The organism is Sphingobium sp. WR1, from assembly GCF_059693745.1.
Genome location: NZ_JCATID010000016.1, coordinates 26,178 through 42,552 on the forward strand (window position 1 = coordinate 26,178; position 16,375 = coordinate 42,552).

Annotated in this window: 12 protein-coding genes; 3 read left to right on the plus strand and 9 right to left on the minus strand. The window is 66.7% G+C overall.

Translation table 11 applies throughout. The features are described 5' to 3' along the window. Positions 1-2 precede the first annotated feature (2 nt). Positions 3-614, plus strand: coding sequence for a glutathione S-transferase family protein (locus AC58EF_RS17650; protein WP_497277659.1), 612 nt, complete (start codon positions 3-5; stop codon positions 612-614). Positions 615-631: 17 nt separating this feature from the next. Here AC58EF_RS17650 and trxA read toward each other — a convergent pair whose 3' ends face one another. From trxA to AC58EF_RS17695, 9 genes are all read right to left on the minus strand, one after another. Further along, the gene (trxA, locus tag AC58EF_RS17655) at positions 632-952 is read right to left on the minus strand and encodes a thioredoxin TrxA (RefSeq protein ID WP_066859441.1); all 321 of its coding nucleotides are present in this window, start codon (positions 950-952) and stop codon (positions 632-634) included. Positions 953-981: 29 nt separating this feature from the next. Then, complete coding sequence (addA, locus tag AC58EF_RS17660; protein WP_497277660.1) at positions 982-4,422, minus strand: double-strand break repair helicase AddA; 3,441 nt, start codon at positions 4,420-4,422, stop codon at positions 982-984. Continuing rightward, a complete protein-coding gene (gene addB, locus AC58EF_RS17665; protein WP_497277661.1) occupies positions 4,403-7,375 on the minus strand; it encodes a double-strand break repair protein AddB in 2,973 nt (990 codons plus the stop codon). The genes addA and addB overlap by 20 nt, the downstream gene beginning before the upstream one ends. Continuing rightward, a complete protein-coding gene (locus AC58EF_RS17670) occupies positions 7,368-8,078 on the minus strand; it encodes a nucleotidyltransferase family protein (RefSeq protein ID WP_497277662.1) in 711 nt (236 codons plus the stop codon). Before AC58EF_RS17670 ends, addB begins: the two co-directional genes overlap by 8 nt. Beyond that, positions 8,075-9,061: an aminoglycoside phosphotransferase family protein gene (locus AC58EF_RS17675; protein WP_497277663.1), complete on the minus strand. Its 987-nt coding sequence runs from the start codon at positions 9,059-9,061 to the stop codon at positions 8,075-8,077. The genes AC58EF_RS17670 and AC58EF_RS17675 overlap by 4 nt, the downstream gene beginning before the upstream one ends. Further along, complete coding sequence (gene tsaE, locus AC58EF_RS17680) at positions 9,058-9,501, minus strand: tRNA (adenosine(37)-N6)-threonylcarbamoyltransferase complex ATPase subunit type 1 TsaE (RefSeq protein WP_497277756.1); 444 nt, start codon at positions 9,499-9,501, stop codon at positions 9,058-9,060. The genes AC58EF_RS17675 and tsaE overlap by 4 nt, the downstream gene beginning before the upstream one ends. Before the next feature lie 7 nt (positions 9,502-9,508). After that, on the minus strand, positions 9,509-11,857 hold the full coding sequence (locus AC58EF_RS17685; RefSeq protein WP_497277664.1) for a sensor histidine kinase: 2,349 nt from the start codon (positions 11,855-11,857) through the stop codon (positions 9,509-9,511). Positions 11,858-12,029: 172 nt separating this feature from the next. Next, the gene (gene ahcY / locus AC58EF_RS17690; protein WP_497277665.1) at positions 12,030-13,439 is read right to left on the minus strand and encodes an adenosylhomocysteinase; all 1,410 of its coding nucleotides are present in this window, start codon (positions 13,437-13,439) and stop codon (positions 12,030-12,032) included. A gap of 199 nt (positions 13,440-13,638) precedes the next feature. Next, positions 13,639-14,199, minus strand: a complete 561-nt coding sequence (locus tag AC58EF_RS17695; RefSeq protein WP_497277666.1) for a YqgE/AlgH family protein — start codon at positions 14,197-14,199, stop codon at positions 13,639-13,641. A 143-nt stretch (positions 14,200-14,342) separates the two neighbouring features. On the opposite strand from AC58EF_RS17695, the gene AC58EF_RS17700 reads away from it, so the two are divergent. Together AC58EF_RS17700 and AC58EF_RS17705 are read left to right on the plus strand one after the other, a co-directional pair. Next, positions 14,343-14,825, plus strand: a complete 483-nt coding sequence (locus AC58EF_RS17700; RefSeq protein ID WP_497277667.1) for a peroxiredoxin — start codon at positions 14,343-14,345, stop codon at positions 14,823-14,825. 86 nt (positions 14,826-14,911) lie between these two features. Beyond that, complete coding sequence (locus AC58EF_RS17705) at positions 14,912-16,366, plus strand: AMP nucleosidase (protein ID WP_497277668.1); 1,455 nt, start codon at positions 14,912-14,914, stop codon at positions 16,364-16,366. Positions 16,367-16,375: the final 9 nt, after the last annotated feature.

Below are 16,375 nucleotides of genomic sequence, written 5' to 3' on the forward strand. Positions count from 1 at the left end.
ACATGCTGACGATCTGGGGCCGGCTCAACTCGCACAATGTGAAGAAGGTCGTCTGGTTCGCCGACGAAATCGGCTTGCCTTATGTCCGCCACGACGTGGGCGGCAAGTTCGGCATGGATGCCGCCTATCTGGCGAAGAACCCCAACAGGCTGATCCCCACGATCGAGGATGGCGATGTCGTCCTGTGGGAATCCAACGCGATCCTGCGCTATCTCGCGGCGCGTTACGCGCCGGCGGAGATGTGGCCCGATGACCCCGTTGTCCGGGCGCAGGGCGACAAATGGATGGACTGGCAGTTCAGCTTTGCCGACGCCCAGCGCGACGCCTTCCTGCAACTGGTGCGACACGAAGCTGGACAGCGAAATAGACAATCAATCGCGAAATCGGCCGAAGCGGCTGGCGCGGCCATGCGGATACTGGACCGGGCGCTTGCCGCCCAGCCATGGCTTTCGGGTGTCCATTTCGGTGTCGCGGATGTGCCGATGGGGGTCTATGCCCACACTTATTTCACGCTGGATATGGAGCGGCCCGACCTGCCGCATGTGCGGGCCTGGTATGATCGGCTGCGCGAACGGCCGGCCTATGCCAGGTCGGTGATGATCCCGCTGACATAGGCCGGAGGTCCAATTCGTTACAGGACGCTTTCGATCCAGCCCTTGAGCGCGCTCTTGGGGGCCGCGCCGACCTTGGTCGCGCTGACTTCGCCATTCTTGAACAGGATCATCGTCGGAATGCCGCGCACGCCATATTGACCCGGCGCATCGGGATTTTCGTCGATGTTGATCTTGGCGATCGTCACCTTGTCGGCCAGTTCCTCGGAGATTTCCTCCAGGGCGGGGCCGATCATCTTACAGGGACCGCACCATTCCGCCCAGAAATCGACGAGCACGGGCTTGTCGGAATCGATCACGTCCGCCTTGAAGCTGACATCGGTAACTGCCTTGGTGGCCATTGCTTTGATCTCCTTATGTTTAGCGATATCTAGGATGGACGCGCATCCGGCTCAACGGGCCAGAGCGGCAAATTCTCCTGCGTGGGCGCAAAGCCCGGCTTGTGCGCCGTCAACAGACGCGATGGCATGACGACCAGATGCGGGCCGCTGGTGTAGAGCAGCCCCGCCTCGATCGCCCGGCCGGGAAAGATCACTTCCAGCGCGGCGACATAGGCGGCCATCTGTCGCACATGGGCGATCGGCACCTCGTCCGGCGACCGGGGGGCGATGCGTCCGGTCTTGAAATCGATCAGCTGGATACGATCCGCGCCGATGCAGAGCCGGTCGACCGTGCCGGCGATCACCGCTTCGCCCACAACCGCGGCGATGGGGGCTTCGGCGAGCGCGTCGGGGCCGAACAGGTCGGCAAAGGCCGGCGCTTCGATCACGCGCAAGGCCTGGTCGATGACGTCATGACGGATGGCCTGGTCGTCCACGCCCTGCTGCGCCAGCCAGCGGTCTGCCGCCTCCCGTCGCCGGGCGGAGGGAATGTCGGGCAGCCGCTCGAACAGGCGATGGAGCCAGCGTCCGCGTTCGGCCGCCGCGCGCATGGCGGGCGTCGGCGGCGGATAGGGGACATCGTCCTCGACCGGCGCCGAGGGCGCGAGGGGACGCGGCGGGCGTGCCTCGATAGGCGCGGGTGCGCGCAGCCAGGCCGGTTCGGCGATGGCGGCGCGTTGCTCGACCATCTCCCGCTCGGCCTTTTTGGGCTGCAACGGCTCGCTCCCGCGCCAGCGTCGCGCCGCGCCCCAGAGCGGGTCGGCCTCCCACTCCGCGCCTAGGGAGATCATGGCGCCTTCGACCGCCGCGAACCAGCTTTCGGGCTTGACCTCGCCCTTGGCGCGCGGGCCGAGCGAACCGGCGATGATCAACTTCTCTTCCGCGCGGGTCAGCGCGACATAGAGCAGCCGCCAATGCTCACGGCGTTCCTCCTCGGCGGCCTCTTCCGCGACCTTGCCGATCGGTCCCTGCCGCTCGGCCTTGCGCGGGGCGAGGATCGGCAGGCCGTTCCATTCGAGCGAGTCGGCGCGCTGCCCCGCATCCGGGTCCATGCAGGCATCCGCCAGAATGACGATCGGCGCCTGCAACCCCTTCGCGCCATGGACCGTCAGCAGCCGCAGCATGTCCCCCTGCGCCGCAGCGTCGCGCACGATTTCCACCTCGCCCCGGTCGAACCAGTCGATGAAGCGCTGGAGCGAGGGATGATCGTCGCCTTCGAAGGCCAGCGCGGCGTTGAGCAGTTCCTCGATCGGGTCGGCGGCCTCGATCCCCAGCCTTGCCACCAGGCGATGGCGGCCATTCATCGGGCCGGACAGGATCATTTCCAGATAGCGATAGGGAGTGGTGAAGTCGGCGGCCGCCAGCAGGCCACGCAGCGGCGCCAGTTGCGTGTCGGAAAGCGTCTGGGTGAGATGCCGCCACAGCCCGACCTTGCGGCCGATGAGCCGCTGCATCAGTTCGTCCTGGCTCCAGCCGATCAGCGGCGATACCAGCAGCGAGGCCAGGTTCAGTTCATCCTCCGGCTGCACCGCGAAGCGCAGCGCCGCCAGCAGATCGCGCACCGCCAGTGGTGCGTTTAGGCGCAGCCGGTCGATCCCGGCCACCGCCACCTGTTCCTCATAGAGGCGCGCGACGATCAGGCGGGCCAGTTCGCTGCGGCGGCGCACCAGGATCATGATGTCGCCCGCGCGCACGGGGCGGCCCTGGCTTTCGAGCATCAGCCCATCGTCGATCCATTGCCTGATCTGCCGCGCGATGCGGGCGGCGAGGACACGTTCCTGATCGGCGGCCCAATCCTCCTCGCCCTCGGCATCCTCATTGAGGTTGGCGATGACGGGCTTCCAGAGCTGCACTTCACCCGGATGCCGGTTGGCGCTGATATGCCGGACATCGCCCGGCTCCAGCCCCAACCGTTCGGCCCGCAGCGTGGCGATGGTGCGATCGACCACATCCAGGACCGCGGGCGTCGAGCGGAAGCTCTGATCCAGCGAGAGGTTGAAAAAATCATGGCCCGACCGGTCGGCGTCGCGCTGGAACAGGATTTGCGCGGCGGCGAAATTGGCGGGACTGGTGCCCTGGAAACCGAAAATCGCCTGTTTGAAGTCGCCGACGGTGAAGATGGTGCGGACCTTCTCGCCCGGTTCCCATTGCGTGGCGAAAAACTCCTCCGCCAGCGTGCGGACGATGCGCCATTGGGCGGCGTTGGTGTCCTGCGCCTCATCGACCAAGATGTGATCGATCCGCTGGTCCAGCTTGTAGCGTATCCAGTCGGCGATGCCCTCCTGCTCCAGCAGGCGGGCCGTCCGGGCGATCAGGTCATCGAAATCCACCGCGCCCGCCAGGGCCTTTGCCTGCGCATAATCGCGGGCATAGGCGCGCCCGGCGTGCAGGGCCTGCGCCAGCAGCGCGGCATAATCGGCGCGCAGCTTGACCGCGATCAGGTCGCGGCATCGACCGTGGAGCCGCGCCGCCATGTCCAGATAGCCGTCGGCCGGCGGCACCCACCCCTTGGCGTCGATCAGATCCCCGTCCGTCTTCGCCCAGGCACGGTGCAGATCGGCAAGGCCCCCCGCCCTGCCCGCCGGATCGAGCGCGCGCCACGCAGCGATGCGGTCGCACCGCTCAAGCCCGCGCCCCTTGCCCCATTCGACATTGGCGCGGACGATGCCGTCCAGCGTGCGCATATCGAAGATATCGTCGGAACATTGTTCGGCAAGCCATTGATCGATATTGCCTTCTGGCAGATCGAACTCCCCGGCCAGCCATGGCGCTATGGCGTCGGGAAGCGCGTCCAGCGCTTCGCCCGCGCCCGCGCAGCGCAGCAGGAAGCCTTCGGCGCCACTCTCCCCCAGGCGCAGGCTGAGCGCCTGCAACGCGCCGATCAGCCGCTCATCCCCCTGCTCCTGCGCCCGCACGGCAAGGTCGGCCAGCGTTTCGCGCGCGAGGCTCGTCTGTTCGCGCTGGTCGAGCGGGCGGAACCCTGGCGCCAGCTCCGCCTCCAGCGGAAAGGCCGCCAGCAATTGCTGGCAGAAGCCGTGAATGGTCTGGATGCGCAGGCCGCCGCCGGTGGATTCCAGCACTTCGGCGAAGAGGCGGCGCGCCTTGTCCTGCATCTGCGGACCATGATCCTCGCCCAGCGCCATCAGGTCGGCGGCGAGCGCCGGACCGTCGAGCTGGACCCAGCCGGCCAGCCGGTCATGAATCCGGTCGGCCATTTCGGCCGCGCCCGCCTTGGTGAAGGTGAGGCACAGGATATTTTCCGGCCGCACGCCCTGAAGCAGCAGGCGGAAGACGCGCGCGGTCAGCACATGGGTCTTGCCGGTGCCGGCCGACGCGGACAGCCAGACATGGGCGGCGGGCGCGGCGGCGCGCGCCTGATCGCCGAGCAGCTTCTGCAAGGGGCGCGGCCCGTCAGCCATCGTCGCGGCCATACCATTCCTCCAGCCGCATCAGCTGGTCATAATCGCCATAATTGGCCAGTTCGGGATTGACCTCCGCCCGGAAAGCCGCGCTTCCCAGCAGATAATCGTTCGCCACGCCTTCAAACTGTTCATGGGCATGGGCGGTGAAGGCGTCGGTGACGATCTTGTCGCGCTTGCCCAGAGGATCGACGGGACTTTCCCGATAGCCGAACTGGTCGCCCTTCTTGGCGAGCGACCAATATTCGAAATCGCCGGCCGTGGGCGTGGGGCCAAGCCCGTCGAAGCCGCCCAGTTCGGCGATCACGCCCAGCAGCCCCAATTGCAGAGCGAAACCCGCCTTGACCTGCCGCGCGCTGGGTGGCTTGCCGGTCTTATAGTCGATGATGCCGATCTGGCCGTCGGGCAGGCGATCGATGCGGTCGGCCTTGCCCATCAGCGTCACACCGGCGATTTCCGCCCGCCCCTCCTGCTCGACCGCCAATATGGCGCGGCCGTCGGCCTTGTCCTTTGCCACCTCGGCGGCGATCCAGCGGATCGCCTCGATCAAGCGGGGCTGCCACAGGGCGCGGAGCAGCGGATGCACGTCGGGCCGTTCGAACATGGCGCGGGCACGCGCTTCCAGATCGGCCGGATCGAACCTCTTTTCTTCTGCCCAATGTTGCAGGATTTCATGGACCGCCGTGCCCCGCCAGGCCGGCCCGGCATCGGCGTCGACCGGATCGAGCCGCGCCAGACGCAGGATACGCCGGGCATAGAAGGCATAGGGATCGGCCTTCAGCCGGTCGACATCGGTGACGGGGATCAGGCTCGGCCTGACCGACGCGGGCGGCACCGGCGCGGGCCGTCGTTCGGGGCTATGGATGGTCGGGCGGTCGATCGCCTGCGCCAGCAGGGCATAACGATCCGCCGCCTTCCACTGCGCGCCCGCCATCGCCTTCAACCGCAGCCAGAAGCGCGAGGCCACGGCCGGGCCGCCGCTGCCGCGCCGGGCGCGGGTGATCAGCACATGCGGAGCGCCCAGCGCGCTGGCGAAATCATGCGCGGCAAGGCCGATGCGGCTTTCCAGCCCCGGAAGGCCGAGTTCGCGGCGGACGCGCGGCGCCAGCCAGGGGTCGGGCGCGGGCAGGCCCGGCCATGTCCCTTCATTGAGGCCGCCCAGAATCATGAGATCGGCCTGCGCCAGTCGCGCCTCGATCAGACCCAATATGGCGATGCGGGGATGGCCGCCCTGCGGCGGGCGGACGGCCACGCCCGCCAGCATTTGGTCCAGCAGCAGCGGCAGCGCGCGCATGTCCGCCTGGCGCGGCCCTTCCTGCGCGAAGGCTTCCATCTCCGCGAACATCTCGGCGGCGGCGTGGCCCTGATGCCCCGACCAGACCATGTCGCCTGACAGGGCGCCGGCCTGGGTGCGGATCATGGCGAGCTGGCCGGCGAGATCGGTCGCGACGCGGGCGCCATCCTCCAGTGGGTCCAGCAGGGCGCGCGCCGTCGGCCACCAGTCGCGCACCTCCGCGCGCAGCCGCTTTTGCCGATCGTCGTCGCCGCGCGGCTCAAGGAGGAGGTCGATGCCGATCAGTCCCGCCTGCGGGCGTGGCCCGCGCAACAGCAGGTCAAGGCCCCGCACGCCGTCGAGCCAGGCGAGCCGGCCCTCGCCGCGCATCACCAGCGGATGTTTGAGCAGGGTGAGGAGCGCGACGGGCGCGAAGCGTTCGGCCACCGCCTCCGCCATGGCGATCAGCAGCGTGCCGGGCGGCAGGCGTGACAGCGGCTGGCCTGCCGAATCGTCGGCTTCTATGCCCCAGCGGCGCAGATGGGCGGATACTCGCGTCGCGAGTTGCCGGTCGGGCGTGACCAGCGCAGCCGTCCGCTCGGGCGTCTCCAGCGCCTCGCGCAGGGCGATGGCGATGGCCTGCGCCTCCTCGCCCGGCGTGGCGACCTCCAGTGCTTCCACGCCGGCAAGCGAACGGTCGGCGGTCTTAAGGTCGCGCCAGCGGCCGGTCAGGCGCGGCGGCAGCATGGCGTTGGAAATGTTGCGCCCCCGCACGGCACGCGCGTCATGCTCGCTGCCCCACCGCCATTGCGCGACATCGTCCCGCGTCGCGCTCATGCCGTCGAGCAGGCGCTTCAGCGCATATTGCGGATGGGTTTCATGCGGCGCGGCCGCGCGGCCGGTGAGCGGGTCCGGGTCGAACGGCCCGATCGCCTCCCAGGCCTGCTCGTCCATATTCTGGTCGAGACCGGCGAAGACCACCATGCCGCTCGGCATTTCCGCGATACGGCGCAGGAGCCGGGCGACAGCCGGAGCCGTGGTGGAAATGCCCGCCGCAACTGTGAACCCGGTCGGCGGGGCCTCCCCCCAGCGCACCGCAAGCCGCTCGAACAGGCGGTTTCGCCTGTCGGCCAGGTCGATGCAGCCCAGCCGCGCCAGTTCCGCCGGCCAGCGCGACAGGAGAATTTCGAACAGGGTAAGCGATGCCTGCCAATGGCCGGACAGCTCTGCCGACAGGTTGAGGTCGCGCAACGCGCCGACCGGCACCTGTGCCACCTGCATCTGGTCGAGCACGCTTCCCAGGGCTTGAGCAAGTTGCAAGGCGAGCGCCGCATCGGTGCCCGGCTTCACATCCTGCACCATGCGGGCGAGGATCATCTGCCGGCGGACTGGCGCGATGGCGGGGGGCAGCGGTTCACCTTCGCCCAAGGGGTCAAGCGCGCCGCCCACCTGCTCGCCCAGATCCGGGTCGCCCATCGTCACCAGCCGGGGCAGCAGCAGGCCGCCCTTCGACTGGCGGACGAAGGCGTCGCGCACGGCGCGCGCGGCGCGGTTGCTGGGCAACAGGATCATGCCCTGCGCCAGCGACCGGATATCCTGACCATGGCGCGCCAACAGGCCCGTCACCAGCGCGTCGGCGAAGGCGCGGTGCGCCGGGATGGTGTAGAGCGCGGGATGCGTCCGCTCACCCATGGGTGAGGATCGACTCCACGACGGGGATGGCCTGCGGCGTGCCGACGTCGAACCATAGCCCCTGATGAGACACGCCATAGAGGCGCCCGGCCTCGATCGCGCGGTTCCAGAAGATATTGGTCGAGAAGGCGTCCGCCGGCGGATCGCGCAGCACGGCAGGCGAGAGGATTTGGATGCCAATATAAACGAAAGGCGCGACATGGGCGGTTTTGCGCCGACTGAGACGGCCATTGGCATCCATATGGAAATCCCCCGGCCCGGTATGACAATGAGCGCGCGCCTGCGGCACCAGCAGGAGCAATGCATCCATATGTTCCGGGTCCCAGACGCGCTGCATCATGGCGAATGTTTCAGCGGGGCCGTCGATCCAGAAATTGTCACTGTTCACGCAAAAAAATGGCTTGTCGCCCAACAGCGCCTTGGCGTGCATCAGACCGCCGCCCGTTTCCAGCAGCTTGGCGCGCTCGTCGGAAATCGCGAATTCCATCGCTCCCCTGCGGGCGCGCAAATGGGCTTCGATCGTATCGGCGAGATAATGGACGTTGACCACGACCTTGCGGATGCCGCCCGCTTCCAGCCGGTCGAGCGCATGGTCCATCAACGGCTTGCCCGCGACCTTGACCAGCGGCTTGGGCCGGGTGGCGGTGAGCGGGCGCATTCGCTTGCCAAGGCCGGCGGCCATCAGCATCGCCGTGTCGATCATGCGGGGGCGAACTCCTGAAGCGCATGGTGGCGCTTGTCGGCGGGAATATTGGCGGCGAACCATTGCGCCACGGGCGCGAGCGCCGGATGGGCGAGATCGCGCTCCAGCAACCCCCACATGCGCGGCAGGTAGGATAGATAGCGCGGCTTGCCGTCCCGCTTCCAGAGACGGGTGAAGATGCCGATGATCTTTGCGTTGCGCTGCGCCCCGAGCACGGCATAGGCCGCGTCGAAATCGGCGGGCGGAGACGCCAGCGCCTTGTAACGGGCGAGCATCGCCGTCTCGACCGCCAGGGGGACGTCGCGCCGCGCATCCTGCAACAGCGACACGAGATCATAGGCCGGATGACCGGCCAGAGCGTCCTGAAAGTCGAGCAGACCAAGTCCCCATGCTTCGGGCCGGTCGATTAGCATGATATTTTCGGCATGATAGTCGCGCAGCACCGTGACGACAGGGCTGGCGGACTGTTCCACGATGGGCAGCACGGCGTCCCAGGCGCGGATATAGGCGTCCTCGTCGACCGCAAGGCCGATCGCAGGGCAATACCAATCGGTGACAAGGCCGACCTCCCGCAGGTAGACGGCGCGGTCATAGGGCGGCAGATCGGCGGCGGGCAGCTTGTGCAGATCGGCGAGCAGTTCGATCGCGCGGCCATAGATCGCCAGTTCCTCATCAGGCCTGGCGTCGACATGTTCCTTCAGCCGATCGTCGCCGAAATCCTCGATCAGGACCAGCCCTTCATTCAGGTCGCGTGACAATATGCGGGGGGCGGCAAAGCCGTCGGCGACCAGATGCTCGGCAATGGCGATGAAGGGGCGAGGGTCTTCGTGCGGCGGCGGCGCGTCCATCAGGACGGCGCGTCGCCCTCCGTCGACGACGCGAAAATAGCGGCGGAAAGACGCATCGCCCGCGAGCGGGACGATGGCGGCGTCAGGCCAGCCGGCCCTGGCCAGGAAATCCGAAGCGGAAGCGGGAGGGATCATAGTTGGGACCATCGATCCGTCCAAGCCTCCGGCACGTCCGCTGTCAAGCGCCGCGCGCCGTCCGGTTCGATTGCGATATGCAGGCGGAGGCTGTGCGGCCACAGCGCCGCGCCCAGCCGGTCGGGCCATTCCACGATCAACAGGCTGTCCATCAGATAGTCGCCCAGCGCCAGTTCCTCCGCTTCTTCCGCATCGTCGAGCCGGTAGAGATCGACATGGGCGACCGGCAGGCGCACTTCGGGTATGTCATAGGGCTGGACGATGGCGAAGCTGGGACTGGGCGCTTCGCTCTCCAGGCCCAGAGCCTCCAATATCCCGCGGGCGAGCGTCGTCTTGCCGGCGCCCAGCCCGCCTTCCAGCGCGATCACGTCGCCGATGCGGACATCCGCGGCGATCCGCCGGCCAAGATCGAGCATGGCCGCCTCGTCCGCCAGAAGCATGTCGGGTTCAGCCACGCGGCAACTCGATCACGACCATGGTTCCCTGCCCCTTTTCCGAGATGAGCTGCAACGTCCCGCCATGCGCCTGCGCCAGTTGCCGGGCGAGCGGCAGGCCGATGCCGGCCTTGCTGCCGGCCCGCGCCTGTTCCGCCCGCGCCACCGGATCGAAGATGGCGGCCTGCTGGGATGACGGGATGCCGGGGCCATTGTCCGAAATGACGATTCGCACACGGTCTATGCTACCATCGCCATGAAGCAGGATGCGGGCGCCCCGCCCGCAATATTGCAGTGCATTTTCCAGAAGATGGTCGATCGCCTGACCGATCCGGCGCGCATCGCCCTGCACGCTGCCCAGCGACGGTTCGATCTGGACGGCGAATGCCATGCCCTTGGCCGATGCTTCGGTGCGAAGCCGGTCGATGCTTGCATGGGCGACGGCGGCCAGATCGACCATCGTGCGCTCGATCGGCAGCGTCCCGGCCTCCCCCTGGGTCAGGTCCAGCACATTGTCGATCAGCATCGACAGGCGTCCGGTGCTTTGCAGGATGCCGTCGACATACTCCTTTGCCGACTCGCTCAGTTCGCCGGCATAGCCCGCGCTCATCATCTCGGCGAAACCCGCGATCGTGGTGAGCGGCGTGCGCAGTTCGTAGCTCATATTGGTGACGAAGGCGGTCTTGATCTTGTCCGCCTGTTCCAGCGCTTCGTTGCGGTCGCGCAGCACCTGCTCCACCCGGCGGCTGTCGGTCACGTCGAGCATGGTGAAGAGCGCATTGCCATCGGGCAGCGGAATGGCCGCAAATTCAAAGATCCGGCCGTCAGCGAAACCGACATGGCCGACGCGCTGCTTGCGCTCTATCGTGGCGGCGCGGACAAGTTCACGGACCAGGTTCGACTGTTGCGGCTTGGCCAGACGCGACTGCACTTCCCGCATCAGATCGTCGATCCGGGGATGCGTGCCCAGCATGTCCTCATTCGCGCCCCAGATGGTGCGGAAGCGGCTGTTCCACATTTGCAGGCGGCCGTCGGCCGAGAAGACGCCGATCGATTCGAACAGATTGTCGAAGGTCGCGGTGCGGACCCGCAGCAGCGTATCGCGCGCACTCGAGAGCTGAACCTGTTCCGTGCGATCCTCGAAGATCAGCAGCAGTCCGCCGTCCGGCAGGGGCTGAGCATAGACGCGCAGATGGGTGCCGTCCTGCAACAGCCAATTTTCTTCCAGCGGCTCGGGCGACAGGAACCAGTTGCGCCGTTCCCCCCGCCAGGCGGGAAAGTCGCGATGTTCCGGCAGGCGGCGGGCGTCGCGCATCTGGTCCAGCACGCGTTCGAACAGGGGCGCGTCGGCCAGCGCATCCTGGCGCAGCCCGAACAGGCTGATGAAGGGCTGGTTCCAGAAGCGCAATGTGCGATCGGAACCGAAGCGGGCGACACCGGCCGACAGACGGTCGAGCAGGTCGCGCTGGGCAGCCTCCAGCCGCCGATGTTCGACCCGCGCCTGCTCCAGTTCATGCTGGTCGACCGCATAGCCGGCGATGCCGGCCTCGCCCAGCGGCACGTCGACGACCCGCATGGTGCGGCGCTCGCCCCCGATGGTGGCGGGAACCATGCGCTCGACCGGTTCGTCGCGGGCCATGGCGTCGGCGGCGGCCGCTTCGGGCGGAACGCCGCCGACCGACTCGACCAGCTCAATCCCCTGCATGATGACGTCGCGCGCATCCTGCCCGTCGACGGCGCGGACATAGGCGCTGTTGACGAGGCTCAGCCGCAAGTCGGGGGTGCGATGCCACATGGGGAAAGGCGCTGCCTCGACCAGCCCCGCCAGCGCCTCCAGCGCGTCGCGCAACTGGTCGACCTGGGTCTTGAGCGCCTGAATCTCGGCCTGGCTGTCGGTCGCGTCGAAAATCCACAGAACGACGCCGCCGCTGGTCGCCAGGTCGGGGGCGGCCGGCGCGCCGCGCACCAGCAAAAGCCGCGACGAACCCAGCCCCCGCACCGGCAGGGCGAAGCTCTTGCCCGCGCGCTGCGCCGACGCGATCTCATGCGATAGAAGCGCGGCGTCCTCCGGCTCCAGTCCGCCATCGGGCGCGGTCAGTTCCGATACGAAGGTCGGCACGCGCGACTTGCCCAGCCATTTGGCAAGCCGGTCCGCGGCCTCCAGCCGTCCGTCGGGATGCACGATGATGGGCGCGGCCGGCGCCGACGCCAGCAGGACCGTCACCCGGTCCAGCTTGCCCTGCGCCTGCGTGCCTTCGCGGCGCATCCGCTGCCCGCTGGCCAGCGCCCAGATTGCGGCGCCTAGCCAGGCCGCCAGCACGACCCCGAATATGATGGCGGCGACGGGCGACAAGGACGTCATGCGCCTGCCCCCCCTTTTCGCCGAACCTGCCCGTCCCTGTTCATAATCGGCACCGACCTATCGCAAGTCGGGCGCAGCGGGAAGCGGGCGATGGAAAGATTTGCACTTCGTAACGGCGAAGCGCCAAGAAAAAAGGGGAAGGCGTTGCCGCCTTCCCCTTTTTTGCGCCGCCTCAGTAGCGGTAATGGTCCGGCTTGAACGGTCCTTCGACCGGAACGCCGATATAGTCGGCCTGCTTCTGGCTCAGCTTGCTGAGCTTCACGCCCAGCTTTTCGAGGTGCAGCGCGGCGACCTTCTCGTCCAGATGCTTGGGCAGCACATAGACTTCATTCTGATACTCGTCCGACTTGGTCCACAGCTCGATCTGGGCCAGCACCTGGTTGGTGAAGGACGAAGACATGACGAAGCTGGGGTGGCCGGTGGCGCAGCCCAGATTGACCAGGCGGCCCTTGGCCAGGACAATGATCTTCTTGCCGTCGGCGAATTCTACTTCGTCGACCTGCGGCTTGATCTCGGTCCACTTGAGGTTGTTGAGCGCCGCGATCTGGATCTCGCTGTCGAAATGGCCGATGTTGCAGACGATCGCCATATTCTTCATCTCGCGCATATGGTCGAGCGTGATGACGTCGGCATTGCCGGTGGCGGTGACGAAGATGTCGGCGCGCTTGGCGGCTTCTTCCATGGTCACGACCTCATAGCCTTCCATCGCGGCCTGAAGCGCGCAGATGGGATCGACTTCGGTCACGAGCACGCGGGCGCCGCCGTTGCGGAGCGAGGCGGCCGAGCCCTTGCCGACGTCACCGAAGCCAGCGACGCAGGCGACCTTGCCGGCCAGCATGACGTCGGTGGCGCGACGGATGGCGTCGACCAGCGATTCCTTGCAGCCATAGAGATTGTCGAACTTCGACTTGGTGACGCTGTCGTTCACGTTGATCGCCGGGAAAGGCAGCTTGCCCTTCTTGGCGAGTTCATAAAGGCGGTGGACGCCGGTGGTGGTTTCTTCCGACACGCCCTTGATGGCGGCGACGGTCTGGGTCAGATAGCCGGGACGCTCGGCCAGGAAGCGCTTCAGCGTGGCGACGAAGATTTCCTCTTCCTCGTTGGTCGGGGCGAACAATTCTTCCCCGGCCTCGACCCGCGCGCCCCACAGGGCGAACATGGTGGCGTCGCCGCCATCGTCCAGGATCATGTTGCAGGTCGTGTCACCCCAGTCGAAGATGCGGATGACATAGTCCCAATATTCTTCCAGCGTCTCGCCCTTGACGGCGAAGACGGGGATGCCGCGCGCGGCGATGGCGGCGGCGGCATGGTCCTGGGTCGAGAAGATGTTGCACGAGGCCCAGCGGATTTCCGCGCCCAGGTCCGCCAGAGTCTCGATGAGGACGGCGGTCTGGATGGTCATGTGCAGCGAGCCGGTGATGCGCGCGCCCTTGAGCGGCTGCGCCGCGCCGAATTCGGCGCGCAGGGCCATCAGGCCCGGCATTTCGGTTTCGGCGATCTCGATCTCCTTGCGACCAAAGCCGGCAAGGGCGATGTCGGCGATCACATAATCCTGCGCCTGGGTGGCGGGTGCGGTGGCCACGAGCGTGTCTCCGTTAGCTTAGAATGTGCCAAGCCGCCGGTGGAACCCAAGCGGCGGCGATGGTCGGGCTTTACCAATCGTCACGCGCAATGGCAACTCAATATAAAGTTTTCTTTATGTATGCTTCCATCGCTCGAAAGGCCGGGTTTCCGTCGGTCCGATAAAAGATCGAAGATCACTCCATGCCGTGAACAGAAGGTCAGGCGGACCCGGCGCCGCTCACAAGATGAGTCGAATCGACCCCCGCCGCCGCGAACGACGCTGCCCATTTGCGGCGCGCCGGCGTGTCGAACAGCAGTTCCGGATCGCCATCGGCCAGGAACCAGCTTTCGCCGGTCAGTTCCTCTTCCAACTGCCCCGCCCCCCAGCCCGCATAGCCAAGGGCGATCAGATAGCGGCTGGGGCCGCGCCCCTGCGCGATCGCCTTCAAGATATCGAGCGACCCGGAAAGGCCCCATTGGTTGGCGACGACGACCATGTCCTGACCGCCCCAGTCAAGCGAATGCAGCACGAAACCGCGACGCGGCTCCACCGGCCCGCCGCGCAGCACCGGCACGTCGGGCACCTGACTGCTGTCAATGTCGAAACTTTCGAGCAACTCGCGAAAACTCACGCCCTCCAACTCTTCGCCGACGGCGATGCCCAAGGCGCCCTGCGCATCATGAACGCACAGGGCGATGACCGAATGATCGAACCGCATGTCCTGCATACCGGGAAGGGCGAGCAGGAAATGTCCGCCAAAGAAGCGCGCGTCTGTCATGGGAGGAATATAGACCGCCACGACGCCTTGCCAAGAACGGGCGACCGCAATGACGGGGCGCCGCGACATATTCCGCCACCCGCGTCTTGACAGCCGGCCCATCAGGCCCGACCTCCCGCGCGCCACAGGCCAGGAGACAAGTCATGACCATTTCCAAGGGCGATCGCCTTCCCAGCACGACCTTCACCAAGATGACCGAGAATGGCCCCGAAGCCGTTCCGTCCGACGATTATTTCGCGGGCAAGACCGTCGCCATCTTCTCGGTGCCCGGCGCCTTCACCCCGACCTGCTCGGCCAAGCATCTGCCCGGCTTCATCGACAAGGCCGACGCGCTCAAGGCCAAGGGCGTCGACGAGATCGCCTGTACCGCCGTCAATGACGCCTTCGTCATGGGCGCATGGGGTAAATCGGCCGGCGCCGAGGGCAAGATCACGATGCTCGCCGACGGCAATGGCGACTTCGCGCAGGCCGTGGGCCTGACCATGGACGGCAGCAAGTTCGGCCTGGGGCAGCGCGGCCAGCGCTTCTCGATGATCGTCAAGGACGGTGTCATCGCCGAACTCAATGTCGAGGCGCCGGGCGACTTCAAGGTCTCTTCGGCCGAGCATATGCTCGAACAGCTCTGATCGTTCGTCGCGCGCCGGAGCCATTATCCGGCGCGCGCGCGTTTCAGCGTCTTCCTTCCGTCATGCAAAGACGGTAACAGGGGGCGATGACACAAAGCATCGGCAGCGCGACGGTCGCGCAACTCGACCATATCTATCGGACATCCATCGAAACTCTGCGCGACGCCATGCGGGCCTATGCCCGCGACGGCAGCATCCCGCCGCCTGAGGCGCGCATCGACCGCCGCTTCTGTTATCCCGAACTGCGCATCACCCATCACAGCGACAGCGACGCGCCGCCGCCCGGACGGTCCTTCGCCCGCCTGTCGAAGCCTGGTCGCTATGTGACCACGGTGACGCGGCCGGAGATGTTCGCCGACTATCTGGCCGAGCAGATCGACCTGCTGGTCCGCGACTATGGCGTGGAGGTCGAGGCGGGCCTGAGCGACCAGCAAATCCCCTTCCCCTATGTGCTGGATGGTCTGGACATCAGCGCCCTGGACGGCACGCCGCCGACCGAATTGGCGCGCTATTTTCCGGCGACCGAACTGGCGGAGATCGGCGACGAGATCGCCGACGGCCTGTTCATGCCGGATGCGGACGGCGACCGCCCGCTCGCGCTGTTCGACGGGTTGCGCACCGATTTCTCGCTGGCGCGCCTGAAACATTATACCGGCACGCCCGCCGAGCATGTCCAGCGCTATATCCTGTTCACCAACTATCATCGCTATGTCGACGAGTTCGTGGCCTGGGCCTGCGCGGAGTTGCAGCGCGAAGGGAGCCGCTTCACCGCCCTATCGGGAGCCGGCGGCGTCTATGTGACGCCCGAAACGGCCGACCCGGCGGGGATGATCGCCGACAGCGCCTGGCGCAAGCACCAGATGCCGGCCTATCACCTGATCGCGCCCGATCGCAGCGGCATCACCCTGGTCAATATCGGCGTCGGCCCGGCCAATGCCAAGACGATCTGCGACCATCTGGCGGTCGTCCGTCCCGAAGCATGGCTGATGATCGGTCATTGCGGCGGCCTGCGGCCGAGCCAGCGGATTGGCGACTATGTGCTGGCCCATGCCTATCTGCGCGACGACAAGGTGCTGGACGAGATGCTGCCGCCCGAAATCCCGGTGCCGGCCATCGCCGAGGTGCAGGTTGCGATGGCGACGGCCGCAGAATCCATATTGGGCGGCAATAATCCCGAGGATTTCAGGCGCCGCCTGCGCACCGGAACGGTGGTGACGACCGACGACCGCAACTGGGAACTGCGCTATTCCAGTTCCGCCCTGCGCTTCAGCCTGTCGCGCGCGGTCGGGATCGACATGGAATCGGCGACGATCGCGGCGCAGGGCTATCGTTTCCGCGTGCCCTACGGCACTTTGCTGTGCGTTTCGGACAAGCCGATCCACGGCGAACTAAAGCTGCCGGGACAGGCCAACCGCTTCTATGAGGAGGCGATTGCGGGCCATCTGCGCGTCGGCCTGATGACCTGCGAACTGCTGCGTCAGGAAGGTGCGAAGCTGCACAGCCGCAAGCTGCGCGCCTTCAACGAGCCGCCGTTCCGTTGACCGAACACC